This is a genomic window from Kitasatospora cathayae, from assembly GCF_027627435.1.
GTDB lineage: Bacteria > Actinomycetota > Actinomycetes > Streptomycetales > Streptomycetaceae > Kitasatospora > Kitasatospora cathayae.
This window is the reverse complement of the sequence record NZ_CP115450.1, coordinates 8,258,511-8,283,812: the sequence shown is the minus strand read 5'-3', so window position 1 is coordinate 8,283,812 and position 25,302 is coordinate 8,258,511. Positions and strand designations below refer to the sequence as shown.

The window sequence follows — 25,302 nt, the reverse complement described above, 5'->3', positions numbered from 1 at the left end:
TCAAGCTTTCACCCGGTTGTGGGCGGGCCGCGCCCCGGCGCGTGATCATGGACCCATGCGCAACCGGCACGGCAACCGAGCAGAGGGCACCCCGCCCCCCGACGCCCGCTCCCCGGCGGCGGCCGCGGCGGCCCTCGCCGCGAGCCTCGATCCGATCACCGACAGTGACCAGGTCGGCGGTGATCCCGATCTGCTCCGCGACGTGCTCGCCGCCGCCCCGGTCGGCGTCGCCCTGCTCGACGAACACCTGCGCTGGCGCTACCTCAACTCCGCCTTCACCGCCGTCACCGGACTGCGTCGCGCCGACCTGCTCGGCCGCACCGCCGAGACCACCGCCTTCGCCGGCGCCCTCGACCCCCTGCGCCGCGCCCTCACCGACGGCCACGACCACGAACACCTCACCGGTGGGCCCGAAGGCCCCGGCTCCCCCGTCCCACCCGGCCTGCGGGTGCGCTACCGGCCGCTGCGGCACGCCGGGCGGACCACCGGCGTGATCGTCGTCGTCCTGGACACCCCGGACCCGGCCCGCGAGCAGCTGCGCGAACTCGAACGCACCCGCGCCCGGCTCGCCCTGCTGGACGCCGCCGCCGAACGGGTCGGCACCACCCTCGACACCGCCACCACCTGCGCCGAGCTGGCCGCCTTCGCCGTACCCGGCCTCGCCGACCTCGCCACCGTCGACGTGCTCCCGCCCGGAGCCGAACCCACCCGCCCGGGCCGGGCCGGCACCCACCGGTTGCACCGCGCCGCCGTACGGGCCGTGCCCGAGTTGGAGCCCGCGCTCGCCGAGCTGGCCCGCCCCGGCGAGTCGGTCCGCCACCGCGAGGGCTCGGCCGCCGCCCGCAGCCTGGCGACCGGCGTCGCCGTGCTCAGCGGACCCGGCCCGGCGGACGCCTGCCCGGCGGACGCCACCTCCCTACTCGCCCTGCCGCTCACCGCCCGGGGCCGGCTGATCGGGCTGCTCACCCTGGGCCGCGCCGCCGGCAGCCCGGCCTTCTCCCCCGAGGAGGCCGACCTGCTCGGCGACCTCGCCGCCCGCGCCGCCACCGGCATCGACAACGCCCACCGCTACACCCGCTCCCAGGGCATCGCGCTGGAACTCCAGCGGGCCCTGCTCAGCGAGCCCGGCCACCCGCACCAGAACCTCGCCCTCGCCTCCCGCTACCTGCCCTCCGGCAGCAGCTCGGTGGTCGGCGGCGACTGGTACGAGACGGTCCGGCTGCCCTTCGGCCGCACCCTGCTGGCGATGGGCGACGTCATGGGGCACGGCGTCGAGGCCGCCGTCGACATGAGCCACTACCGCTCGGCACTGCGCTACATCGCCGGCATGGACCTGCCCCCGCACCGCATACTGCGCCAGCTCGACGCCGTCATCTCCGCCGACGACAGCGCCCGCCCCGCGACCTGTCTGCTGGCCCTCGCCGACCCCGGCCGTGCCCGCTGGACCCTCTCCAGCGCCGGCCACCTGCCGCCCGCCCTGATCGCCCCGGACCGCCCCACCGAACTGCTGCACGTCCCCACCGGCCCCCCACTGGGCACCGGCCTCGGCGGCTACGAGCAGACCACCCACCCGCTAGACCCCGGGCAGACGCTGCTCCTGTACACCGACGGCCTGGTCGAACGCCGCCACGAGGACATCGACAGCTCCCTGGAGCGCCTCGCCGCCCTGCGCCTCCCCGCCACCGGCGACCTCGACGACCTCCTCGACGCCGTCCTCCACTCCCTCGCCCCACCCCCGGCCCCCGCCGCCGAGGACGACATCGCCCTCCTCGCCGCCCGGCCCAGAACCCGCTGACGGCCACGCCGGCTTCGACGGCCGACCGGCGGGCCTGCTCCGCGTGCTCGAAGCCGGGGCGCCGGGGTGCGGGTTGGAGATCGTCTCCAGGTGCGGCAGCCCCGAACGTGCCGCCGTACAGGCTCCGTTGGGCGATCAGGTGCTCGCCGGGGCGCCGCGGCCGGGCCGGACCGCACCGATCGCTCCCAAGTGGCCCGCCCCGGGGGCCGTTTCGGCACCCCGGGGCGGGCTCAGCGGCGAACCGGGCTGTTCACCGGCGTCCCGGGCCGTTCACCGGCGGCGGAAGAGCCGCCGCACGAAGTGGACGATGCCCCAGATCAGCAGGACGATGACCAGGATGATCAGGATGACCACGACCAGCAGGAACTTGCCGAGCTTGGCGAAGAAGCCGGACTTCTTCTTCTCCTGCTTGGCGGCGACGTGGGTGACCTGAGTCACCTGCGCCACCTGCGCGATCTGCGTGATGTGCGCCACATTCACGGACGCCGCCCCCGGCGCAACGGCCGTACTCCCCACGGCGTTCCGGGGCGCGGCCACCGCCGTCGCGCCCGACGCCGCGGCGCTGAGGCCGACGGCGGCCAGCAGTGCCACCAGGGCGCCGGCTATCGAACGTGCGATCCGGTGAGTCATCGTGCTCCTCGTACGGGTACGGAGCGGCGGAGACGAGATCCGGTTGACCTTCTCTCATGGTCTGACCAGTGCTTTTCTCATCTACGCTTAGTATGCTCCTCTGAAAGTTCTACAGCGGTGTAAAAGTTTAGCGACGGGCCGGCCCGGATCCACTCCGACCCAGGACCACGCAAGCCACCGCTCCAACGGGGGTTCCGTGGCAACTGTGGAGGATGACGCCGTGTCGGGTCGCAGGGGTTCCACCGAGACCGAGAATTCGCCGCGCCGGGCCGGCGGACGCAGAGCCGCCGGCCGCACAGCCAACCCGGGCAAGGGCGGGACGGACAAGGACATATCCGACACCCGCCCCACCAGCCGGGCCAAGCCGAAGCCCAAACGCAGCACCAAGCAGAAGGTGCTCTGGGTGACCGCCGGCTGCACCGCCCTCCTGGTGCTCGCCGGCGGCGCCGTCTACTACCGCCTGAACAGCAACATCAGCACCTTCGACGGCGACGCCCTCAGCAAGGACCGTCCGGCGGCGGCCCCGCCGGACGCCCAGGGCCGCACCCCGGTGAACGTCCTGATGATCGGCTCGGACAGCCGCGGCAACGGCAACAGCGACCTGGGCGGCGGCGGGGACGACGGCGCCCGCTCGGACACCGCGATCCTGTTGCACATCTACGCCGACCACAAGCACGCCGTCGGCATCTCGATCCCCCGCGACTCCCTGGTCAACATCCCGCCGTGCAAGCTCCCCAACGGCAAGTGGACCAAGGAGCAGACCAATGTGATGTTCAACAGCGCCTTCTCGGTGGGCAACACCGAACAGGGCAACCCGGCCTGCACCCAGAACGCCGTCGAGAAGCTCACCAACCTGCGCGTCGACCACACCATCGTGGTGGACTTCAGCGGCTTCGCCGCGATGACCTCGGCGGTCGGCGGCGTCGAGGTCTGCCTGCCGAACGACATCCACGAGGGGGACCTCAACCCCAACCTCGGCCACAAGGGCAAGCTGATCTTCGCCAAGGGCAAGCAGAAGGTCTCGGGCCAGGCCGCGCTGGACTACGTCCGGGTCCGGCACGGCATCGGCGACGGCTCCGACATCGGCCGCACCAAGCGCCAGCAGGCCTTCCTCTCCTCCCTCATCAAGGAGGTCAAGTCGAAGGGCATGGACCCGACCACCCTGCTGCCGCTCGCCGACGCGGCGACCAAGTCGCTGACCGTCGACCCCGACCTCGGCTCGGCCGCCAAGCTGATCTCCTTCGCCATGTCGATCAAGGACGTCGACCTCCACAACATCAAGTTCCTCACCGCGCCGTGGCGTTACGAGGGCCCCCGGGTCGCCCTGGTGCACCCCGACGTGGACCAGCTCTGGGCCGCGCTCAAGGCCGACCGCACCATCGACGGCCAGGACGCCAGCGCCCAGAGCCCGGCCGCCACCGACTCCGCCGCCCCCAGCGCCCCTCCCACCGCCGAGGCCACCCCCACCCCCACCGCGGACGCCAAGAACGCCGAGATCAAGGTCGCCGTGCTCAACAGCACCGGCGAGAGCGGCCTCGGCGGCAAGGCGGCCGAGGCCGTCAAGGGCGCCGGCTACACCGTCACCACCGTCGGCAACGCGGCCGGAAAGCCGCGCAGCACCACCGTGGTCGAGTACGGCACCGGCGAGCGCAGCGCCGCCGAGTCGGTCGCCAAGCTCTTCCCCGGCGCGACCGTCCAGCCCGGCGGCCGCGGCCTGAACGTGGTGCTCGGCCACGACTTCGCCGCCGCCAACCCGGCCTCCGCCGCCACCCCGGCACCCGGCGCCCCCAACGCCCCGGCCCCGCTGCCGACCAGCGTCAGCGGCACCGCCCGCTCGGCGGACGACGACCCGTGCGCCAACGTGTCGTACGGCTGAGCCGCCTCGGGCCGGCAAACGAACGACAGGGCGCCCGCTGACCGTGAGGTCCGCGGGCGCCCTCGCCGTGCCGACTACCGGCCGCTCAGCGTCTCGTCCCGCAGGACGGGCAGAACGCGGCCCCCTCGGGCACGTCCTGGTGGCACTGCGCGCACTGGGCGGACTGGGCCAGCTTGAACCCGCAGCCCGGGCAGAACGGGGTACCGTGGGTCTCCGCCTGGCACTGCGGGCAGACCAGTTGGCGCGGTGTGTGGACGTCGAACTCCGCGCCGGACTGCCGGCCGACCTGGTACGCCCGGTCGGTCACCATGTCGTTGCGGCCGCGGTGCTGCGCCGCCGCCGCCTCGACCGCGGTGTCCGGCGCGCAGGTGAAGCACAGGCCCCGCTCCGGGCTGAAGCACCGGCCGCAGACGTAACGGGTGCACTGGGCGCAACGGTTGAAGTGCGACCGGGCGTTGGTTATCGCACGCTGGAAGGCGGCGTCGCGCGAGGTGCCCCAGGTCTGGCCGGCCAGGCCGTCCGCGGCGTTGCTGATGGTGTTGGCGTTGCCGCCGATGAGGTTCCAGGCCGCGCTGACGCCCTTGCCCAGCCAGCCGGCCACCTGGCCGGTGGTGAACCGCTCGAAGGGCGAGCGCCAGGTGTCGGAGCAGCGGTAGCAGGAGAACTCGAACTGGAAGCCCGCGCCGGTTCCGTACTGCTCGCACAGGTCGCGGTAGTTGTCACTGAAGTAGATCTCGGAACTCACGTCGTCCCCGGTTGCTGGAAGTGGCCTGATCGGCGTTTTCCCCAGGGACGGCAGGGCCCTGTGAACGGTTCCGCCGAGAACTCCTGACACGCTCTTCACAGCCCGGCGACCGGCAGCAGCCGTACCCGCTCGGGGTCGAACGGCTGCCAGCCCGCGGGCCGACCGCCGCGACCGATCCGCAGTCGGCACCAGCGCCGCCCGGCCGGGTCCTGCCACCAGCCGCTGATCCGGCCGAGCGCCCAGGAACCGTCACCCAGGTCCACCTCGACCGGCTGGTACACCCACCGGACCTCGGGATCGGCGGGCTCCACGGACTCTACGGGCTGCACGGGTCCCAAGGTCTTCACGGGCTCCACGGCCGGCACCGGCCTGCTCGGAAGCTCCACCACGGCACCGCCTCCCGACCCGCCCCGACCTGGGAGACCCGGCCCGACCCGACGCGACCTGGGAGACCCGGCCTGCACGACCGCCACGGCCGGAACCGCGGCTCATCGCCGGAACTCTACAGCCGCGTAGAGCGCGGCGGGTGGAGTTCCGGCGAAGCCGTCAACTCGCCTTCACTTGCGCCGCGAACGCCGGCGCCGCCACAGCGCGACCGGGACCACGCCCGCCAGGGCGAGCGCGGCCGGAGCCGGGGGCGCCTCCTGCGGCAGGGCGCCGGCGGCCCGCGAGGGCACCTTGTCGAAGGTGTCCGGCACGGGCAGGGTGGACCAGTTCGAGATCGGCCACGCCACCACGAAGGCCCGGCCGACCACGTCGTCCACCGGCACGTAGCCGTCCCCGGTGTCGTTGTGGTGCGGGCGGGAGTCCCGCGAGTTGTTGCGGTGGTCGCCCATCACCCAGAGCTTGCCCTTGGGCACGGTGACGGTGCCGACCGGGTCGTTGTCGCAGGGCGTCGCCCCGGGGAACAGGTACGGCTCGTCCAGCGCGACGCCGTTGACCTTCACCGGGCTGCCCGAGTTGCACTCGACGGTGTCCCCGCCGACCGCGATGACCCGCTTGATCAGGTCCTTCTCGTCCGCCGAGGGCATCAGGCCGACGGTGCTCAGCACCTTCTGCAGGGAGCCCGTGAAACCGTCCTGCTTCGGCGCCGCGCCCTCCAGCCAGCCGCCCGGATCGTGGAAGACCACCACCTCGCCGCGTTCCGGTTCGGCGCCGAACCAGGGGGTGAGCTTGTCGACCAGCACCCGGTCGCCGATCTGCAGGGTGTTCTCCATCGAACCGGACGGGATCGAGAAGGCCTGCACGAAGAAGGTCTTGATGCCGAGCGAGAGCAGCAGGGCGATCACCAGCAGGATCGGCAGCTCCTGCCAGAACGGGCGCTTCTTGCGCGCCCGCTTGGCACCGCCCTCGGGGGCCTCCTCCTGCCCGGTCGCCGGCTCGTCCTCCCCCGTCCCCGTCCCGTCCGGTCCGGCCGCCGGCCTCTCCTCGGTTCCGCCGCTCTCGCCGGACTCCGTGCTCTGCTGCACACTCATGTGTTCGGCCCCTCCCGATGGCCTGGCGGGGAGCCCGAAGCGGATACCCCCTGACAGGGAACGAACCTACCGAACTGAGGTTCCCGGGCGCGCCCTGACATGGATGCGCTCGCCCTGCGGGCCGAACAGGCTGAGGAACTCCACCGGCTGCGAACCGGCGTTGCCGAAGGCGTGCGGGGTCCGGGTGTCGAACTCGGCGGCCTCACCGGCCGTCAGCTCCAGGTCGTGCGGGCCGAGCACCAGCCGCAGCCTCCCGGACAGCACGTACAGCCACTCGTGGCCTTCGTGGACCTTCAGCTCCAGCTCGGGACCGGTGTTCCGGCCGGGCGGCACGATGTGCTTGTACGCGTGCAGACCGCCGAGGTGGCGGGTGAGCGGGACGATGGTCTGGCCGTTCCTGGTCACCGGGCGCGGGTGGATCCGCGGGTCGCCGGTGGCCGGGGCCCCGACCAGTTCGTCCAGCGGCACCCGGTACTCCCGGGCCAGCGGCAGCAGCAGTTCCAGGGTCGGCTTGCGCTGTCCGGACTCCAGCCGGGACAGCGTGCTGAGCGAAATGCCGGTCGCGGCGGCCAGTTTGGCGAGCGTGGTGCCGCGCTCCCGGCGCAGGGCCCGCAGCCGGGGGCCCACCGTGGTGAGGACGTTCTCGAAGTCTTCGTCGGCCATGCCTGCTATTCGCCGGGACGGCAAGGGTGTTTGTCAATCCGGCACACCGGTGACGGTCCGCCCGGAACCGGCGGAACACGCGGCGGGGCCCGGTGACGTTCCGCCGATCGCCACCGGGCCCCGCCCTCCGGGTTCCCGCTCTCCGCAGGTCCAGTCGCCGCGATGCCCAGCCTCGGGGCGGCCTCGGTTCGACGTCGACCCGATGTCGGGCCGGCGCCGGCGCTACCGGTACTCGCGCAGCCGGGCCCGCACCCCCAGCGCGGTGAGCGCCAGCGCCGCCGCCAGCGCGGCCCCGGCCAGGGCCGCCGTGGTGCCGTCGAGGTCGCCGTCGGTCGCCGAGACCGCCGCGTCCATCGCCGTCCGGTTGACCGTGATGGTGTCCTCCATGGCCGCGCTCAACTGCCCGAACTGGTAGTTGGACTGCCCCTTGGCGAGCCCGGTGTTGAGCGTGATCGCGTCCTTGAGCTTCCCCGTGTCGTGCAGGTTCCGCATCCGCCGGTCGATCACCTGGTACTCCTGGAAGGCGCCCAGGACCCGCTCGGCGGCGTCCTGCTCGCCGGGGAAGGTGATGTTGCGCAGCTCGCTGCCCAGGAAGCCGCCGAACGGGACGACGGAGCGGTCCGCGCGGTGCCGGTCGAAGGCGTTCTGCAGCTGGGAGCCGTAGCTGCCCAGGGTCGCGCCGTCGATTCGGACGACCGCCTGGCTCTGCTCCAGGTAGGCCTGTTCCCACACGGCCGCGCGGCCCGGGTCGATCAGGTAGCGGCTCTCGTCGGCGTTCATGTCGTACGCGACGGCGCGGGCCCGGCTGAGCGCGATCACCGAGTCGTAGGCGTCGCTCTTGGCGGTCACCAGGTGGTCGTCGGTGCGGCCCACCAGGCTCAGCCCGGTCACCAGCACCACACCGGTCAGCAACGTGACGGCCGCCAGCGCGGGGTTGAGCACCCGGCGGTAGCGCACGGCCAGCACGCGCTGGAGCCCGAGCAGCGCCGCGAGGGCGAGCAGGCCGACGACGAACAGCCACCACCAGCCGCTGCTCAGGGCGTCGCGCTGCTGGGCGTAGACGTGGTCGACGGTGGCCTCGTTGGCCGCGGTGACCTGGTCGGCGGCGGGCAGCAGCTGATTGCGCAGCAGGTCGGAGGCCTGCCGGTAGGCGTCCAGGGCGGCGGGCGAGGGCTGGCCGGCCGGGGCCTTGGCCTGTTCCTCCAGCAGCTGGGCGCGGGCCACCAGGGCCTCGTAGCTGCCGAGCCGGCCGAGCACCAGCTGGACGGCGCGCTGCCCGGCCGGGTCGCCGGCGGCCGACTGGGCGGCCTGCTGGAGGTCGTCGTCGGCCTGGTTGCGGCGCTGCTCGTAGGTGTCCAGGGTCTGCCTGCGCAGGGTGGTGTAGTCCTGGTCGTCGCCGACCAGCAGCAGGTTGGCGGCCTGGGCGTCCATGTCGCTGAGCGCGAAGTAGAGGTCCGCGGCACGGGTGGCCTGCGGGGCGGCCCGGTGGCCGATGGTGTCGGTGCCGTCGCGGGCGCCGCCGAGGACGGCGGTCGCGGTGGCGCCGAGGCCGATCAGGGCGGCCAGGCTCAGCGCGGCGAGGCCGCGGACCAGGCGCGGGGTGGTCCAGTACGAGCGGCTGCCGACCGTGCGGAGGCTCCGGCGGAGCCGGGCCAGCGGGCCGGACGGGGCACCCGGCCCGGCCGCTGGTCCGGAGCCGTCGTCCTCTCCCGCAGCCGCCTCCTCCGAGGTGGCCGATCCGCCCGCTGTCGAGGTGGTCATGACGACACGTCCCTTCCCCCGTTGCACGGCCTGCCGGGGCTCCGGGGTGGGCTCCGAGCGCAGAACCGTTTCTCTCCGCCGCGCGACGCTAGTGCCACCCCACCTGTGACGGAGCGCGTCCTGACGCCTCCTTGACGCCGCCGACCGCCCTTCTTGACGGTTCCTTAACACCGGTCGGATAGCAGGTCGAGAGCCGCTCGGAGAGCCGGCCTCAGAGCCGGGTCGCACCTACTCCGAAAACCGCGGCAGCGTCAACCCTCCCGCCCCGGCGGAACGTTCGTCCAGCTGGGCCGATTACGGACCGGCGCTGCCGCCACTACGCTACGTCGCGTCAACTACCCGGCTCTGAAGGGCCTGGCTTGAGGTCAACCATGTGCCCGATGAGTCGCCCCACCGGTGGTCACCTCGTCCTGCGCGGCGTTCTACGCCGCGCTGGGGCGGTTGACTGCGCCCCGCTGCCACGCATCAGCCGCGCGGTGGCGGATGTTGCGGGAGCCTCCCCCAGCCTTCGGCCGGGAGGTGCCCCCATCATCCGCGTGCATGGTCATGCCGCAGGCGCGGCACGCGAACGTCGCTTGATCCACTCGATTGGCCTTGTGGGTGTGCCAGCAGGCGGAGCACTGCCGGGAGGTGTTGCGGGGGTCCACGTGGACCACCGCCACCCCGGCGCGCTCGGCCTTGTGCTGGACGAACGCACCCAGTTGCGCGAAAGCCCACGAGTGGAGTCGGTACCGCTGGTCGTGCTTGGCCTTGGCCCTCTCGCGGATGCCCGTCAGGTCTTCCAGGGCGATCCCGCGCGAGGTGCGTTCAGCGGTCTGTACGAGAGTCTTGGAGATGCAGTGGTTGGTATCGGTTGCGAAGCGCTGCTCACGGCGCTTGATGGCCTTCAACCGGCGCTTGGCGTTCTTGGTCTTCTTCGCCTGCAACTTCGCCGTCAGGGCGCGCATCCGCTTGCGGTGCCGCTCCAGCCTGCGCCCGGACATGACCTGTCCGTCGCTGGTGGTGGCGATGTTGGCGATCCCGAGATCCACCCCGAGCCAATCGGTTGGCTGTGTCACGGGCGGCGCGGGGATGTCGCAGGTCGCGAACAGGTACCACGAGCCGTCACGGATCACCAGGTCGGATTCGTCCCGCCGGTGGTCGGCGATCATCTTCGCCGCACCCTCCGAGCATACGAACCCAATGCCCTTCAACCGACCGGCGGTCGTCCAGATCGACACAGTGCGGGCATCAGTGTTCCAGCTCAAGCACCGGTCATCGAACGCCTGCGCCGCGTCCTCACGGAAGCTGATCGGCTTCGACTCGGCCTTGTTGCGGCGCCTCGAGCCCTTCGGGCCGAGATTCCCGGCACGGATGTTGGCCTTCAACGTCGCATAGGCGTCGCAGACCTTCTTGATCGTCAGAATGACCGGCTGCGCCGACAGATCCGACGACTCCCGAAGATCCCGGTACACCCGGTGATGCAGACCGTTACGCCGATGCTCGCCGGACTCGAACGCCACCACGGAGGCGCGGTTCGCAGCCCGGTTACACGCACGCAGAGTCGCCGCAAGCGCGTCGGCCTGACAGGCCGACGGCTACAGCTTCACCTGCACAACGGTCTTCATGCAAGAGACACTAATTCGTGCATGACAGATGATCAAATTACCTACCGAGAACGCTGGTCCGCCTTGACGGCGAATCGGCTATCCCTGTCCCGCTACGCGGGCGATCCAATTCCTCCCCGGCCTGAAGGCCGGGGTTTCCTTGGAGGCATCAGATGAATTCTTCGGATACGGCCCCCGGGCGGGGCACTGCGGTGGTGATCGGCGGCGGGCTGGCCGGCGTGGTGGCGGCATGGGCGCTGCGGGGCTTCGCCGAGCGGATCGTCGTGGTGGAGCGGGACCGGTACCCGGACGAGCCGGTGTTCCGGGCCGGGGTGCCGCAGGGTCGGCACGCGCACCTGGTGCTGGAGGCGGGGCACCGGGCGCTGGAGGAGCTGATGCCCGGCATCAACCGGGAGTTGACGGCCGCGGGCGCGCACCGGGTCTCCGCTTCGGGCGACCTCAAGTGGCTCAGCTCGGCCGGGTGGATGGTCGACTACCCCGCCCGGATGTCCTTCCTCTCCTGCACCCGCCCGGTGCTGGACAAGCTGGTGCTGGACCGGGTCCGCACCGAGCCGTCGATCGAGTTCCTGGAGGGCACCGACGTGGTCGGCCTGCTGGGCTCAGCGCAGGCGGTGACCGGGGTGAAGCTCCGCGAGCGCGGCTCGGAGGGTGGTGAAGTCCTCGACCTCCCGGCCGAGTTGGTGATCGACGCGGCCGGCCGATCGACCTCCGTGCCGAAGTGGCTCGCCGAACTGGGCTGCCGCCCGGTGCCCGAGGAGCGGGTCGACCCGGGCGTCGCCTACGCCTCACGGCTGTTCCACCGCCCGCCCGGCGTCGACTTCGGCCACCAGGCGATCTACCTGCAGACCAAGGCCCCGGACAAGCCGCGGATGGGCGTCCTGCTGCCGGTGGAGGGCGACCGCTGGATCGTCAGCCTGGCCGGGATGCGCGGCGCCGAACCCGAGCCCGGCGAGGAGGGCTTCACCAAGCACCTGTCCCAACTGCGCGACCCCGGGCTGAGCGAGATGCTGCGGAACGCCGAACCGGCGGGCGAGGTGCGCGGCTTCCTCCCCGGCCCGGGCGTGCGCCGGCACTACGAACGCGGCGCCCCCGCGGGCCTGGTGGCGGTCGGCGACGCCGCGAGCACCTTCAACCCGGTGTACGGCCAGGGCGTCACCGTCTCGCTGTTCTGCGCCCAGGTGCTGCGCCGTACGGCCACCCGGCACAGCGGCATCGGCCCCGCCACGGCCCGCGACGCCCGGCGGGAGATCGCGGCGGTCTCCAAGAACGCGTGGATGATGTCCTGCGCCGAGGACGTCCGCTTCGCCGCCACGACCGGCGGACCCTCCGGCGCCCTGATCAAGCTCCAGCACCGCTACCTGGACAAGGTGCTGCACGGCGCCACCCGCAACGCCGAGGTCACGGCGGCCTTCCACGAGGTGCTGTCGCTGGTGGCGCCGCCGACCCGGCTGTTCCACCCCTCGGTGGTGGCCGCCGTCCTGCGCGCCTGACGACCGTCACGTACGGGTGCGCAGCGGCGCGAGCCGGTGCGCACCCCGTACCGAAGCGGCCGGTTCGAGTGCTCCCCGTTCAAGTGCTCCCCGTCCGTTCGAGTGCTCCCGTTAATTCGGATGCGCCCGTTCCGACCGGCCACTACCCTGGCCGGCATGTCTACGCCCCGAATTTCCTAGCTGACGGACCCGCCTCCACGCCACCCGTGTGTCCGTTAGCTGTTTCGGAGCGTTATCCCATGATCACCACTCGTGGTGTCGACGTGCGCGTCGGCGCCCGTCTGCTGCTGTCCGACGTCACCCTGCACATCGCCCCCGGCGACCGGATCGGCCTGGTCGGCCGCAACGGCGCCGGCAAGACCACCCTGCTCGCCACCCTCGCCGGACAAGTGCCGCCCGCCGCCGGGACGGTCACCCGGACCGGGCCGGTCGGCTACCTCCCGCAGGACTCCCGCGCCGCCGATCCGGCCGTCACCGTCACCGACCGCATCCTGTCCGCCCGCGGCCTGGACACCGCCGTGCGCGCGCTGCGCGCCGCCGAGGAGGCGATGGCGCGGGCCGCCTCCCCCGCCGAGGAGCGCCGGGCGATGGACGCCTACGCGCGCGCCGACGCCCGGTTCCAGTCCCACGGCGGCTACGCGGCCGAGGCCGAGGCCGCCCGGGTCGCGGCCGGACTCGGGCTGCCCGCCCGGGTGATGGACTCCCCCGTCGGCACCCTCTCCGGCGGCCAGCGCCGACGGGTCGAGCTGGCCCGCATCCTGTTCGCCGACCACGGCACCCTGCTGCTGGACGAGCCCACCAACCACCTGGACGCCGACTCGATCGCCTGGCTGCGCGGCTTCCTCGCCACCCACCGGGGCGGGCTGGTCCTGATCAGCCACGACCTCGACCTGCTGGCGGAGACCGTCAACCGGGTCTTCCACCTGGACCCGCAGCGCGCCGTGATCGACGTCCACAACACCGGCTGGCAGGCCTACCTGGCCCAGCGCGCGGCCGACGAGCGCCGCCGCACCCGGGAGCGGGCCAACGCCGAACGCAAGGCCGCCGCCCTGCACGCCCAGGCCGACCGGATGCGGTCCAACGTCGCCACCGCGACCACCGCCCGCAGCATGGCCCGCCGCGCCGACCGGATGCTCGCCGAACTCGAACCCGTCCGGCAGGCCGAGCGCACCGCCCGCATCCGGCTGCCCGAGCCCGCGCCCTGCGGCCGGATGCCGCTCGGCGCGATCAGCCTCGCCAAGGCCTACGGCGGCCGGCCGGTGCTGAGCGGCCTGGACCTCGCCGTCGACCGGGGCAGCCGACTGGTCGTGCTCGGCCTCAACGGCGCCGGCAAGACCACCCTGCTGCGCATCCTGGCCGGCCACGAGCAGCCGGACTCCGGCCGGGTCGTCCCCGGCACCGGCCTGCGGCTCGGCTACTTCGCCCAGGAGCACGACACCCTGGATCCGGAGCTCAGCGTCCGCGACAACCTCGCCCTGGCCGCGCCCGACCTGACCGACGGCGAACTGCGCTCCGTCCTCGGCGCGTTCCTGTTCCGCGGTGACGACGCCGACAAGCCGGCGGGCGTGCTGTCCGGCGGCGAGAAGACCCGGCTGGCCCTGGCCGCCCTGGTCCACTCCGGCGCCAACGTGCTGCTCCTGGACGAGCCGACCAACAACCTCGACCCGGCGTCCCGGGCCGAGGTGCTGGCCGCGGTCGGTACCTACCCGGGGGCGATCGTGATGGTCACCCACGACCCGGGCGCCATCGAGGCCCTGCGCCCCGACCGGGTCCTGCTCCTGCCGGAGGGCGACGAGGACCTCTGGCACGACGCGTACCTGGACCTGGTCGCCCAGGCGTGAAACCCCGCCCGGCCCGCCGGTCTCCCCGGCGGGCCGGCGAGCCGCTACGGCTTGCGCGCCTCGATCAGGAAGCGCGCCGAATGGGCGACGAACGGCCGCTCGGCCCACCGGGTCCAAGCGGGCCGGAGCCGGGAATCGGAATTGTCGCCGGAACGCGGAAATCCCACTGACCCCACCGGTATCAGGACCGTGCAAATCCCCTGCTGCGCCATCCCTTCGTCAACGGCCGGTTCTCGCCCTTGCGCCCGCAGCGGTGCCGCGGCGCGGCTTCGGGTGGTCACACCCGGGCCGGCTCGTGATCGGCCGTTCATGCGGGAATCGAAATGCCGAACCCTGAACCGCGGTGGGAGCGCTCGGGTAGCCTGAGCCCATGATTGGACTGGATCGTCTGGGCGTGTTCCTGACCGTGGTGGCACTGCTGATCGCCGTGCCGGGCCCCAGTGTTCTGTTCGTCGTCAGTCGGGGCATTTCGCTCGGGCGCCGGGCCGCGGTGTCCTCGGCGATCGGGAACGAGGCGGGGCTGCTCGTCCAGGTGGTCCTGGTGGCATTCGGTCTGGGGAGCATCGTCGAGCGGTCGCTGCTCGTCTTCTCGGTCATCAAGTTCGCGGGGGCGATGTACCTCGTGTACCTGGGTGTTCAGGCGTGGCGGCACCGGCACCGGCTGGGCACGACGGACGAGGCCGGGCCGGAGGCCGCGGGCCTGGCCCGGATCCTGCGCGAGGGGTTCGTGGTGGGTGTCAGCAATCCCAAGGGGCTGCTGATCTTCACCGCCGTGCTGCCGCAGTTCGTCGAACCCTCCGGAGGGAGCGTCACCGTCCAGATACTGCTCCTGGGCGCGATCTGTGTGCTGGTCGCCCTCGTCTCCGATGCGTCGTGGGGCGTCCTCGCCGGGACGGCCCGCAACTGGCTTTCCGGGTCGCCCCGGCGCCTGGCATGGATCGGTGGCGCGTCGGGAGTCGTGATGGTCGGTCTGGGAGTCCGGCTGGCGCTCAGCGATCGTCACTGAAGCCCGTCCGACCGGTCCGGGCGAGTTGACGGGTGGGCGGGTTCCCCGTCCTCGACCGGCTTAGCCGCTCCGGCTGATGCCCAGTTCGTAGGCGACCGCCACCGCGCTGGCCCGGTTGCGCAGTCCCAGCTTGAGCAGCAGGTTCTGCACGTGCGTCTTGACCGTGCTCTCGCTGACCACCAGTTCGGCCGCGATCTCGGCGTTCTTCATCCCGCGCGCCAACAGCTCCAGCACCTGGCGTTCGCGCAGCGTCAGCAGGTCCAGCAGCTGGTGGCGGGCGGAGCGATCGCGCGGCGACGCTCCGGGAGACCGGCGGCTGCCCGGCGCACAGACGCGGTACCCCCTGGCCACCAGCCGCAGCGCGGAGACCAGGTGTTCCGGGTCCTCCGTGGTCAGCACCACTCCTCCGGCCCCCAGGGTGTCCGCCTCCGAGCAGATCCGGTCGTCGGCTTCGCCGGCCAGCAGCAGGATCCTGGAGGCACCGCTCTCGGCGAAGTGCGCCGCGCGGTGCACCAGATGGGCCACGTCGATCGACCGGCAGGAGGCGTTGACGACGAGCACGTCGAACGACGGGTCGAGGCACGCCTCCACGGCCGTGGAACTCTCGGCACTGCTGCCGGCCAGGGTGAGGTCGGGATGGTCGCGGAGAATGTGGATCAGTCCGACGCGCACGAGACTGGAGTCGTCGACCAGGAAGATCCTCAGCGTTCTGTCGGCGGACCCGGCCGGATCCCCGGTCTTCGCCGTCGGCGCTTCCGTGGAACGGACTGGTCGCATGCGTTCTCCCGGCGCGGATCGACAGGTTCGAACAGTAGTAGTCATCCTCTCCCGTGCGCTCCGCGAGCAGTCACGACTTTCTGCCATATTCCGAAGTCATGTGTCCGCGGTTCTTCCCATTACTTCGACCTAGTCCTTTGAGCGATCAAACCCCGAGCAATCCCCCCGAACTGCCGAGGACACCGCACCGCGTCGCGATCTAGGGTCCAAGGCATGAAGCAGAGTGTTGTGGTACTGGGCGGCGGAACAGCCGGTTGGATGGCCTCCGCTTATCTTCGGGCGGCCTTCGGGAACAACATCGACGTCACCGTCGTCGAATCCCGGCGCATCGGCACGATCGGCGTGGGGGAGGCGACCTTCAGCACGGTCCGGCACTTCTTCGACTACCTGGGCCTCAGCGAGTCGGACTGGATGCCGGAATGCAACGCCACGTACAAGCTCGCGGTGCGCCTGGAGGACTGGCGGGCACCGGGCGACGTCTTCTACCACCCCTTCGAACGCATGCGGATCGTCGACGGAGTGCCGCTCACCGACTGGTGGCAGCGGCTGCGGCCGACCGAACGCTTCGACCACGACTGCTTCCTGATCCCCTGGCTCTGTGACGCCAAGGCCTCCCCCCGCCACCTCGACGGCCGGCTCTTCGAGCAGGACTTCGCGGAGGACCCGGACCGCCAGCCCTACCGGACGACCCTCGCCGAGCAGAACACCCAGTTCCCGTACGCCTACCACTTCGACGCCTCGCTGCTCGCCGACTTCCTGACCCGCTACGCGGTCGAGCGCGGAGTGCGGCAGATCATCGACGACGTGGTGGACGTGCGCCTGGACGAACGGGGTTGGATCGACCACCTCGTCACCAAGGGGCACGGCGAGCTGCGCGCGGACCTCTACGTGGACTGCTCCGGGTTCCGCAGCAGGCTGCTCGGACAGGCCCTCGACGAGCCGTTCATCTCTTTCCAGGACGCCCTGCCCAACGACCGCGCGGTGGCGCTTCGCGTTCCGGTCGACACCGCCGTCGAGGGGATCCGGCCCTGCACCACCGCCACCGCCCAGGACGCCGGGTGGATCTGGACCATCCCCCTGCTCGACCGCATCGGCACCGGCTACGTGTACGCCGCGGACTACTGCGAGCCGGAGGAGGCCGAGCGCGTGCTGCGCGAATTCGTCGGCCCCGCGGCGGACGGCCTGGAGGCCAACCACATCCGGATGCGCATCGGGCGCAGCCGACGGGCCTGGGTGAACAACTGCGTCGGGATCGGGCTGTCCGCCGGCTTCGTGGAACCGCTGCAGTCCACCGGCATCTTCCTGATCCAGCACGCGATCGAGCAGTTGGTCAGGTACTTCCCCGGCACCGAGCGCGAGAGCGTGCTGCGGGACGGCTACAACCTCAGCGTCGCCAGGGCGATCGAGGGGGTGCGCGAGTTCCTGATCCTGCACTACCGGGGCGCCGCCCGCGCGGACAACGACTACTGGCGCGACGCCAAGCGGCGTGCGGTTCCCGACGACATGGCCTGGCGCCTGGAGCAGTGGCAGGGCAAGCTCCCGGACAACGACACCACCTACCCGTACTACCACGCCTTCGAGCCCTACTCGTACGTCTGCATGGCCCTCGGCCTCGGCGGGATCCCGCTGCACCATCCGCCGGCCCTGGACCTCTTCGACGCCGCCCGGGCGCAGCACGAACTGAGCCGCGTGCGCGAGCAGGCGCAGGCGCTGCTGAAGACGCTGCCCAGCCAGGCCGAGTACCTGTCCAGGCTGCGCTGAGATGACGGCCCTGCTCCGGGCCGTGGCGATCCTGGCCGTCGTCCTCGTCGCGGCACGCCTGGCGCGCGGCACGGCGGGCCTGTTCCGGCAGCCCCGTCGTCGGGGAGATCGCCGTCGGTCCGGTGGTCCCGGGGCGGCGCCTCGTGGGGCGCCGCCCCTTCCCGAGAGCTCCAAGGAGTTGCTGCCGGATGACCACGCCTGATGCGGCCGTGCACCGGGTACCCGTCGGCGAACGGGACTTCCGCAGTCTGATGTCCCTGTTTCCCACGGGAGTGGTGGTGATCGGCGCGCTGGACGCCGATGGCCGGCCGTGGGGCATGACCTGCTCGTCCCTGTGCAGCGTCTCGCTCGATCCGCCCACCTTGCTGGTGTGCGTCCGCAGTGGCAGCCCCACCTTGCGGGCGCTCACCGAGACGGGCACGTTCAGTGTCAACTTCCTGCACCACGCGGCCCGGTACGTGGCGGAGGTGTTCTCCTCGGGTGATCCGGACCGGTTCCTGCGAACGGCGTGGCACCTGCCCGAGCTGGCGGGAGGACCGCACCTCGGGGAGGCCGCGCTCGCCGTCGGCGACTGCCGGGTGGAGAGCACGCAGCAGGTCGGCGACCACACCGTCGTGCTCGGGCGGGTGCTCCGCGCCCGTTTCCTCGCCGGCGCCGGAGACACTCCGCTGCTGTACGGTCTTCGGCGGTACGCGGTGTGGCCCACGGACGGTACCGTGGAGCCTCCCGACTGACGAGGAGTCAGATGTCAGAGTCAGTGCGTGACGATGTGGTCCTGTCGCCCGAGGAGGTGCTCCGCAACTCCGGCGTGCCGTTCACCGTGCTGGACCACGTGCCGATCGTCGGCCGGCACGACGCCGAGACCAAACTCGGCCTGGCCACCGAAGAGTTGCTGAAGACGATGGTGTTCAGGACCGCGGACGGCACCTTCGTGCTCGCCGCGCTGCCGGTCACCGCCCGGGTCAACTACGGCCGGCTGGCCCGGGCGGCGGGCGTGTCCCGTTCGAGCCTGCGCCAGGCGGACCCGCAGGAGCTCGGCCTGCTCGGCATGGAACCGGGTGGCGCCAGCCCGGTGTGCGACCGCCCGGGGGTGACCGTCGTCTTCGACGCCTCGGTGGCCGGCATGGACGTCGTCTACTGCGGCAGCGGCCGGGCCGACCGGACGGTGCGGATCGAGGCGGCGCGGCTGATCGAGCTGGTCAAACCGGCCATCGAGGAACTGTCCTCGTGATCGGCGGGCACCGCTGCCGCCGACTTCGTCAGCCGAACCTCTCGGGGCTGAACTCCTCCGCCTGCAGCGGACGGTGACCATCGATCAGGTCGGCCAGCAACCGTGAGGTGCCGGGGGCGAGCGGCATGCCGTCGATCCCGTAGCCGGACAGGAACCAGAGCCCCGGCACCCCCGGTGCCGGCCCCACGATCGGCAGGCCGTCGGGGGACATCGGGCGCACACCCGCCCAGATCTCGCGCACCGCGGTCTTGGCCAGTGCCGGTGCGTGGCGGGCGGCGGCCGCCACGATCAGCGCGGCCGTCCGCTCGCCGTCCTGGGCCTCGTTGAGCTGCAGGGCCGGGCTGCTGCTCGAACCGAGCACCACGTCGCCGCCGGGCAGCGGCTGCAGGGAGAAGACGACCTGGGTGCCTTCCTGCGTGACGGCGCCCGTCACCTCCGTCAGCAGTGGCAGTCCCTGCTTGCGCAGTCCCGTGGAGCCGTGCCAGGTGGACTGCATGAGGGTGTGGCGGAACGTCGTGCTCGTGACGGGGACGGTGCGCACCAGCCATCCCCGCGCGCCGAAGACCGGCAGGTCCGCGCCGGCCTGGTGGGCCAGGCTCCGGGACCACGGTCCTGCGGCGAGGACGACGGCGCCCGCCGACAGCGGGCCGTCGTCGGTGATGACACCGGTGACCCGCTCGCCCCGGCGCAGCAGGCCCCGCACCGGGCTGTTGGTGCGGATCCGCGCGCCCGCGCGCCGTGCCCGCTCCGCGAGCGCGGTGGCGGCCAGGACCGGGTGCAGGGCGTGGGCGCCCTGCACGACCACGGCGCCGGCCAGATCGGGTGCGAGACCGGGCTCGAGCTCCAGGAGCTCGCGGGTGCCGATCGCGGTGGAGGCGAATCCGCCCTCGGTCAGCGCCCGCCCGTGGCCGCGGGCCCGCTCCAGGCCGTCCTCGTCCCGGGCCACCAGGAGGTAGCCGTGCTCGCGCAGCCCGAACGGTACGTCCCCCTCGTCCTCGGCCTGTCGGTAGTAGGCCACCGCCTCCGCGTACAGGGCGCCGGCGGCGGGTACGGGGCTGGGCAGGAGGCCGCCCTGGTTGCGGCCGGTCGCGCCGCTGGCCAGCGCGCCGCGCTCCAGGAGCAGGACGTCGAGGCCGCGGGAGGCCAGTCGGTCGGCACAGGAACAGCCGGCGATGCCTCCGCCGACGACGATCACGTCAGGTGACATGGGATGCGCTCTCCCCTCCCGGTAGTGCGTTGACGTGCACGGTTTCCCCGCAGCGCACGGCGTCGCGGGCGATGCGGTTCAGGATCGGCGGGATCTCTCCTTCGATCGCCACGACCTCCGGCGTGGTCAGCGACGGCGGCTTCTCGTGCCGGCTGGAGGCGAAGTCCGGGTACAGCCCGTTGGTCCGCAGGTCGTTCTGCACCGCTCTGACCCGGCGCAGCAGCTGCGCGGCGACCTCGCCCGGTTCGGCGGGGGCCCGGAGGGTGAGGAAGTAGGTGTCGAACAGGACCGCGCAGACGTCGCGCGGCAGCATCTGGCCGTTGCTCGCCGTCTGCAGAAGCGATGGCGCTCCGGGGACCAGCTTGCCGCCGATCCCCTCGTGCACGGCGTTGTTGAGCTCGGTTTCGTGGGTGAGTGCCGCCTCCTCCCCGCTCCAGGCGGCGGGCGTCCGGCCGCGCAGGAGGGGGCGTACCGGGGCGTAGTCGCGGGCCCAGGCCCCGGTGAACCGGGGGTGGTGCAGGGCCATGCTGGGCCTGATGACCCGCTGGTAGACGTCCCGGGTGCAGGAGGCGGCGTAGAGGAGCAGGCCCGAGTAGCCGCGGATCAGGCGGGTCGCCGCCCGCGCGTCGTCCACGGGGTCCTGGGCGGCGGGGGCGGCGGCCGCCAGCCGCCCGAGCTCCTGCCACAGGACGAAGGTCAGCTGGTGGCCGGTGATCCAGCGGAACCAGAACAGCTCGTCGGGCGAGCCGGGGCGGTCCAGTTCCTGCGGCGGGTCGGTGGCCGCTTCGTAGCCCAGCAGTTCGGGGTACCGTCCGCACAGTTCCCCGTCCGCGGCACGCTGCCCGAGCGGCCCGGCTTCGACCGGCAGGAACAGGGGTTCCAGTCCGTAGGGTCGGCCTCCGTACCGGTTGACGGCGGCTTCCAGCTGGGCGGTGGTGGAGACGCCGTCGGTGCTGGTCACCGTCCCTCCGCCTCCGCCGGCACGTGGGTGAACTCGAACTCCAGTCCGTTCACGTCGTAGAGGTAGAGGCTGCTGACCTTGTCGTCGTCCACGACGATCTCGGTCGGCGGATCCGGCCGGGCGAAGACGAAGCGTCCCGAGGCGAAGAGCCGCTGCCAGCGGGCGCGCCATTGCTCCAGCTCGGCCGCCGACGGGACGGCGAGGCACAGGTGCTGGAACTGCGGCACGTCCGGCTGCGGGAGGGTGTAGTCGTCCGAGCGGGTGAACAGGTGGAACCGGGTGCCGGCGGCCACCACTTCGGTGAGCCGGACGATGCCGGGCAGCCTGCTGCGGGTCAGGTCGGAGAACTCGTCCAGGGTCCAGGCGGCGGTGCCGCCGAAGAACTCGGTGTACCAGGCCACGCAGTTGTCGAGGTCGGCGGTCTCGACCGCGACGTGGTGCAGGGCCGCCCGGAGCGGTTCGGCGGGAGGTCGTACGGCGTTCACGGGGTTCGGATGTCCTTTCATCGGGCGATCGCGTAGGCCTGCTCGCCCCTCGGGGACGCGGCCGCGCGGATCAGGCCGGCGTCCGGGTCGCTCCCCACGGCGCACACCTTGCCCAGCGACCAGTCGGGGACGGGTTCGACCTCGTGTCCCCGGCGCCGGAGTTCGGCCGTCACCGGGTCCGGGCAGCGTCGCTCGATCCGGATGGTGCGCGGCTGACTGGTGCGGGGTGTGAAGGAGCTCGGCACGTGCTCGGAGTGGAAGGCGAGGGTCTCGACGGCGCGTTGCAGGTCGAGTCCGAAGTGGACGTGGGCCAGGAAGAAGCCGAGCGTCCACTGGTCCTGCTGGTCCCCGCCCGGCGTGCCGAAGGCGAGCCGGGCCCGGCCGTCGGCCAGGACCAGGGTGGGGCTCAGTGTGGTCCGGGGGCGTTTCCCCGGTGCCAGCGCGTTCGGGTGCCCCTGGTCCAGCCAGGCCATCTGGCCACGGGTGCCGAGTGCGAAGCCGAGGCCCGGGATCACCGGGGAGCTCTTGAGCCAGCCGCCGCTGGGCGTGGCGGCCACCGTGTTGCCGTGCCGGTCGGTCACCGTCAGGCAGCAGGTGTCCCCGCGTGCTTCGGTCCGTGCCAGTACGGGCGGGACCACCGTGGGGAGCCCGGCCGACAGCTGGCGTTGCCACTCCGCGCCATGTGGCGGCTCGGGGCCGTCCAGCCGGGGGATCCGCGGTTCGAGACCGCGGGGGGAGCCGGGGCGCAGCTCGGCGGCCGCGCGGTCGTCGATCAGTTTCCGGCGTTGCTCGTTGTAGTCGCGGTCGAGCAGGGCGGTGACCGGCACGTCCGAGAAGTCGGGATCGCCGTACCAGGCTTCCCGGTCCGCGTAGGCCAGCTTGGCGCACTCGGTGACGGTGTGCAGGTAGTCGGCGCTGTCCAGGCCCATCGCGGTCAGGTCGAAGCCCTCCAGCAGTGCCAGTTGCTGGAGGAAGACCGGTCCCTGGGACCAGGGGCCGGGCTTGTGCACTTCCAGGCCCTGATAGTGGTAGCTCGTGGTGTTCTCGGTCGGCGGCATCCAGCGGGCCAGGTCGTCACCGGTGAGCAGGCCGCGGTGGCGCCGCCCGGTGGCGTCCAGGATCTCGGTGTGCCGCAGGTGGGTGTCGATGGCCTCCGCGACGAAACCGCTGTAGAACGCCGCGTGGGCCGCCCGGATCTGTTGCTCACGGCCCGCTCCGGCGGCTTCGGCCTCGCGGAGGATCCGCTGGTAGGTCGACGCGAGCGCGGGGTTGCGCATCCGTGAACCGGCGGCCGGCGGGGCACCGTTCACGAGGTAGGTGCGGCCCGACTCCGCCCACTCCTCGCGGAAGAGCGGTGCCAGGACCTCGATCGCCTCGGCGGCCCGGGGCAGCAGGGGGTAGCCGTCGGCGGCGTACCCGATCGCGGGGGAGATCACCTGCCGCAGGGTCAGCGTGCCGTGCTCCTCGAGCAGTTTGAGCCAGGCCCCGAACGCTCCGGGCACGGTGGCCGGCAGTACCCCGGAGCCGGGGATCCGGGTGAGGCCCAGGTCGTGGAAGGCCGCGGGCGTGGCGGCGAGCGGCATCGGTCCCTGCCCGCAGATCACCGAGGCACGGCCGGTGCGGGCGTCGAAGCCGATGATCGGCACGTCACCGCCGGGCCCGTTCAGATGCGGTTCGACGACCTGCAGCACGAAGCCGGCCGCCACGGCGGCGTCGAAGGCGTTGCCACCGGTCTCCAGCATCGCCATGCCCGCCGCCGAGGCGAGCCAGTGGGTGGAGGAGACCGCGCCGAACGTGCCGCGCAGTTCGGGGCGCGTCATCACCATGTCGGCGGCCTCAGACCGCGGCCGCCGGCGACGGCAGGTTGCTCAGGCTAGTCACGATCTGCTCGTCGGTGACGGTGGGGTTCTCCAGGGCGCCGGCCAGGAAGGCGTCGAAGGCGGCCAGGTCGAAGTTGCCGTGTCCGGAGATGTTGAAGAGGATCACCCGCTGCTCGCCGGCCTCGCGGGCCGCCAGCGCCTCGATGACGGCCGCCTGCAGCCCGTGGGCCGACTCGGGCGCGATGACGAAGCCCTCGCTGCGGGCGAAGCGGACGGCCGCCTCGAACACGTCTGTCTGCGGGAAGGCGCGGGCCTCGATCAGCCCGTGCTCCTTGAGCAGGCACAGGCTCGGCGCGTCGCCGTGGTACCGCAGGCCGCCGGCGTGGATCGAGCCCGGGATGAAGTCGTGCCCGAGGGTGTGCATGTAGAGCGGAGGAGTCAGCCCGGCGGTGTCGGCGAAGTCGTAGGCCAGCTTGCCGCGGGTGAGCGTGGGGCAGGCTTCCGGCTCCGCCGCGATGAACCGGGTGTGGGGGCGGTCGCCGTTCAGCCGGTCCTGCAGGAACGGGTAGGTCAGCCCGGCGAAGTTGGAACCGCCGCCGACGCAGGCGATCACCGCGTCGGGGTAGTCCCCCATGATCTCCATCTGCTTCTTCGCCTCCAGCCCGATCACGGACTGGTGCAGCAGGACGTTGTTCATGATCGAGCCGAGCGCGAACTTGGTGTCGTCCCGGCTCAGGGCGTCCTCGACGGCCTCGCTGATGGCGATGCCGATGCTCCCGGAGGATTCCGGGTCCCGGGTGAGGATGGCGCGGCCGGCCTCGGTCCGGCTGGTCGGCGAGGCGAAGACCTGGGCTCCCCAACTCTGCATCAGCGACTTGCGGTACGGCTTCTGCTCGAAGGAGGCCCTGACCATGTAGACGTTGACCTCCAGCCCGAAGAGGGAACCGGCGAAGGACAGGGCCGAGCCCCACTGCCCTGCGCCGGTCTCGGTGGTCAGCCGACGGACCCCCTCCTGCGCCGCGTAGTAGGCCTGGACCACCGCGGTGTTGGGCTTGTGCGAGCCGGAGGGCGACACGCCCTCGTACTTGAAGTAGATGCGTGCCGGGGTGTCGAGGGAGCGTTCCAACTGCGATGCCCGGACCAGGGGGGACGGACGCCAGATCTTGTAGACCTCGCGGACCTCTTCGGGGATGTCCACCCAGCGCTCCCGGGTGAACTCGTGCTCGATGATTTTCTGCGGCAGCAGCTCGGCCAGGTCCTGGGGCTTCAGCGGCTCCAGCGTCGCCGGGTTGAGGGGGCCGGGAAGCGGAGCGGGCAGGTCGGGAATGATGTTGTACCAGCGGTCGGGCAGGTCGTTCTCTGACAGCAGGACTCGTTTCCGCACAGGGTTCCTCCTTCATCGAGGGCCGGGGTTTCGATGACTCCTGCGCATCGTATGAACACGGGAGTTATGCGATCTTCGGCCGTTCGGCCCGACCTTCGAAAAGAGGTTCCCTACAAGGGACTAGCCCGAAAGTCGTGCGCCTGCTCGTCGGATTTGCCGGAAGGCGGTCGCCGGGAGATCGATGCTCGACAGACCCGGCCCCGCGAGGTGAGACTGGGGCGTCGTCGCGGAACCGTGCCGTCTCCCCCGGACGCTGGAGGGCAATTCCATGAGCGAAACCGATGCCGACCGCGAGGCTGATTCCGGTTCCGGCGCCGATGCCGATGCCGATGACATCAGGGCCCTGGAGAACCGTCGCTTCGAAGCGCTCGTCACGGGCGATCTCGACGGGTTCGCCGAAATCGCCCATCCGGAACTCGCCTACACGCACTCCAGTGGAACGCTCGACACTTTGGATTCCTATCTCACGAAATGCGCGAGCGGCTTCTTCGTGTACCACTGGATCGAGCATCCGATAGACCGGATCACGGTGATCGGGGACACGGCCATCGTGATCGGCGAAATGCGGGCCGACCTGTCGGTGAACGGCGTGCACAGGAAACTGGAAAACCGGTCGCTCGCGGTGTGGACACGGGTGGACGGCAAGTGGAAGTTCCTCGCCTACCAGGCCACCGCCAGGAACTGACGCCCGGACGGCCGGCCCGTCGACGGCCGCCGGACCGGGCGGACGATCAGGCCGCCGAGGCAGGCCTCGCCGAGGTCGACCGGGCGCAGCCCGCCGGCACCG

22 protein-coding genes are annotated in these 25,302 nt (G+C 71.9%); 9 read left to right on the top strand and 13 right to left on the bottom strand.

The genetic code is table 11. From position 1 onward, the window contains the following. Window positions 1-55 precede the first annotated feature (55 nt). On the top strand, window positions 56-1,795 hold the full coding sequence (locus O1G21_RS37045) for a SpoIIE family protein phosphatase (RefSeq protein ID WP_270149997.1): 1,740 nt from the start codon (window positions 56-58) through the stop codon (window positions 1,793-1,795). Window positions 1,796-2,065: 270 nt separating this feature from the next. Here the strand turns inward: O1G21_RS37045 and O1G21_RS37040 are convergent, their stop codons facing one another. Further along, a complete protein-coding gene (locus O1G21_RS37040) occupies window positions 2,066-2,425 on the bottom strand; it encodes a hypothetical protein (protein WP_270149995.1) in 360 nt (119 codons plus the stop codon). Between the two features lie 220 nt (window positions 2,426-2,645). Here O1G21_RS37040 and O1G21_RS37035 point away from each other — a divergent pair, with 220 nt between their 5' ends. Then, on the top strand, window positions 2,646-4,301 hold the full coding sequence (locus tag O1G21_RS37035; protein ID WP_405000766.1) for an LCP family protein: 1,656 nt from the start codon (window positions 2,646-2,648) through the stop codon (window positions 4,299-4,301). A gap of 85 nt (window positions 4,302-4,386) precedes the next feature. On the opposite strand, the gene O1G21_RS37030 is transcribed toward O1G21_RS37035, so the two are convergent. The 6 genes from O1G21_RS37030 to O1G21_RS37005 all read right to left on the bottom strand — a co-directional run bounded on the left by O1G21_RS37030 (window position 4,387) and on the right by O1G21_RS37005 (window position 10,450). Then, window positions 4,387-5,046, bottom strand: coding sequence for a double zinc ribbon domain-containing protein (locus O1G21_RS37030; RefSeq protein WP_270149993.1), 660 nt, complete (start codon window positions 5,044-5,046; stop codon window positions 4,387-4,389). A gap of 95 nt (window positions 5,047-5,141) precedes the next feature. After that, on the bottom strand, window positions 5,142-5,375 hold the full coding sequence (locus O1G21_RS37025; protein WP_270149991.1) for a hypothetical protein: 234 nt from the start codon (window positions 5,373-5,375) through the stop codon (window positions 5,142-5,144). A gap of 228 nt (window positions 5,376-5,603) precedes the next feature. Continuing rightward, window positions 5,604-6,521: a signal peptidase I gene (gene lepB, locus O1G21_RS37020; RefSeq protein ID WP_270149990.1), complete on the bottom strand. Its 918-nt coding sequence runs from the start codon at window positions 6,519-6,521 to the stop codon at window positions 5,604-5,606. Window positions 6,522-6,587: 66 nt separating this feature from the next. Continuing rightward, window positions 6,588-7,184, bottom strand: coding sequence for a helix-turn-helix domain-containing protein (locus O1G21_RS37015; RefSeq protein ID WP_270149989.1), 597 nt, complete (start codon window positions 7,182-7,184; stop codon window positions 6,588-6,590). Window positions 7,185-7,406: 222 nt separating this feature from the next. After that, window positions 7,407-8,945: a hypothetical protein gene (locus O1G21_RS37010; protein ID WP_270149988.1), complete on the bottom strand. Its 1,539-nt coding sequence runs from the start codon at window positions 8,943-8,945 to the stop codon at window positions 7,407-7,409. Window positions 8,946-9,367: 422 nt separating this feature from the next. After that, entirely contained in the window at window positions 9,368-10,450 is a 1,083-nt protein-coding gene (locus O1G21_RS37005; protein WP_405000765.1) for an RNA-guided endonuclease InsQ/TnpB family protein, read from the bottom strand. A gap of 254 nt (window positions 10,451-10,704) precedes the next feature. Between O1G21_RS37005 and O1G21_RS37000 the strand changes: the two genes are divergently transcribed. From O1G21_RS37000 to O1G21_RS36990, 3 genes are all read left to right on the top strand, one after another. After that, on the top strand, window positions 10,705-12,042 hold the full coding sequence (locus O1G21_RS37000) for an NAD(P)/FAD-dependent oxidoreductase (RefSeq protein WP_270149987.1): 1,338 nt from the start codon (window positions 10,705-10,707) through the stop codon (window positions 12,040-12,042). A 239-nt stretch (window positions 12,043-12,281) separates the two neighbouring features. Continuing rightward, window positions 12,282-13,883 (top strand): ABC-F family ATP-binding cassette domain-containing protein, encoded by a 1,602-nt coding sequence (locus O1G21_RS36995; RefSeq protein ID WP_270149986.1) that lies wholly within the window; start codon window positions 12,282-12,284, stop codon window positions 13,881-13,883. A 370-nt stretch (window positions 13,884-14,253) separates the two neighbouring features. Beyond that, window positions 14,254-14,889, top strand: coding sequence for a LysE family translocator (locus O1G21_RS36990; RefSeq protein WP_270149984.1), 636 nt, complete (start codon window positions 14,254-14,256; stop codon window positions 14,887-14,889). 60 nt (window positions 14,890-14,949) lie between these two features. Here the strand turns inward: O1G21_RS36990 and O1G21_RS36985 are convergent, their stop codons facing one another. Next, entirely contained in the window at window positions 14,950-15,666 is a 717-nt protein-coding gene (locus O1G21_RS36985; RefSeq protein WP_270149982.1) for a response regulator transcription factor, read from the bottom strand. Window positions 15,667-15,879: 213 nt separating this feature from the next. On the opposite strand from O1G21_RS36985, the gene O1G21_RS36980 reads away from it, so the two are divergent. The 3 genes from O1G21_RS36980 to O1G21_RS36970 all read left to right on the top strand — a co-directional run bounded on the left by O1G21_RS36980 (window position 15,880) and on the right by O1G21_RS36970 (window position 18,658). Further along, window positions 15,880-17,427, top strand: coding sequence for a tryptophan halogenase family protein (locus O1G21_RS36980; RefSeq protein ID WP_270149981.1), 1,548 nt, complete (start codon window positions 15,880-15,882; stop codon window positions 17,425-17,427). A 188-nt stretch (window positions 17,428-17,615) separates the two neighbouring features. Further along, window positions 17,616-18,161 (top strand): flavin reductase family protein, encoded by a 546-nt coding sequence (locus O1G21_RS36975; protein WP_270149979.1) that lies wholly within the window; start codon window positions 17,616-17,618, stop codon window positions 18,159-18,161. Window positions 18,162-18,172: 11 nt separating this feature from the next. Continuing rightward, the gene (locus O1G21_RS36970) at window positions 18,173-18,658 is read left to right on the top strand and encodes an aminoacyl-tRNA deacylase (RefSeq protein ID WP_270149977.1); all 486 of its coding nucleotides are present in this window, start codon (window positions 18,173-18,175) and stop codon (window positions 18,656-18,658) included. 28 nt (window positions 18,659-18,686) lie between these two features. Here O1G21_RS36970 and O1G21_RS36965 read toward each other — a convergent pair whose 3' ends face one another. Genes O1G21_RS36965 through O1G21_RS36945 form a run of 5 tightly spaced genes read right to left on the bottom strand, consistent with a single transcriptional unit; the run spans window position 18,687 to window position 24,515 of the window. Beyond that, entirely contained in the window at window positions 18,687-19,865 is a 1,179-nt protein-coding gene (locus O1G21_RS36965) for an NAD(P)/FAD-dependent oxidoreductase (RefSeq protein ID WP_270149976.1), read from the bottom strand. Beyond that, window positions 19,855-20,826, bottom strand: coding sequence for an L-tyrosine 3-hydroxylase (locus O1G21_RS36960; RefSeq protein WP_270149975.1), 972 nt, complete (start codon window positions 20,824-20,826; stop codon window positions 19,855-19,857). Before O1G21_RS36960 ends, O1G21_RS36965 begins: the two co-directional genes overlap by 11 nt. After that, the gene (locus tag O1G21_RS36955; protein WP_270149974.1) at window positions 20,823-21,311 is read right to left on the bottom strand and encodes a VOC family protein; all 489 of its coding nucleotides are present in this window, start codon (window positions 21,309-21,311) and stop codon (window positions 20,823-20,825) included. The genes O1G21_RS36960 and O1G21_RS36955 overlap by 4 nt, the downstream gene beginning before the upstream one ends. Window positions 21,312-21,328: 17 nt before the next feature. Next, window positions 21,329-23,137, bottom strand: coding sequence for a gamma-glutamyltransferase family protein (locus tag O1G21_RS36950; RefSeq protein ID WP_270149973.1), 1,809 nt, complete (start codon window positions 23,135-23,137; stop codon window positions 21,329-21,331). Between the two features lie 10 nt (window positions 23,138-23,147). Beyond that, window positions 23,148-24,515 (bottom strand): TrpB-like pyridoxal phosphate-dependent enzyme, encoded by a 1,368-nt coding sequence (locus O1G21_RS36945; RefSeq protein WP_270149972.1) that lies wholly within the window; start codon window positions 24,513-24,515, stop codon window positions 23,148-23,150. A 268-nt stretch (window positions 24,516-24,783) separates the two neighbouring features. Between O1G21_RS36945 and O1G21_RS36940 the strand changes: the two genes are divergently transcribed. After that, complete coding sequence (locus O1G21_RS36940; protein ID WP_270149970.1) at window positions 24,784-25,200, top strand: nuclear transport factor 2 family protein; 417 nt, start codon at window positions 24,784-24,786, stop codon at window positions 25,198-25,200. Window positions 25,201-25,302 lie beyond the last annotated feature (102 nt).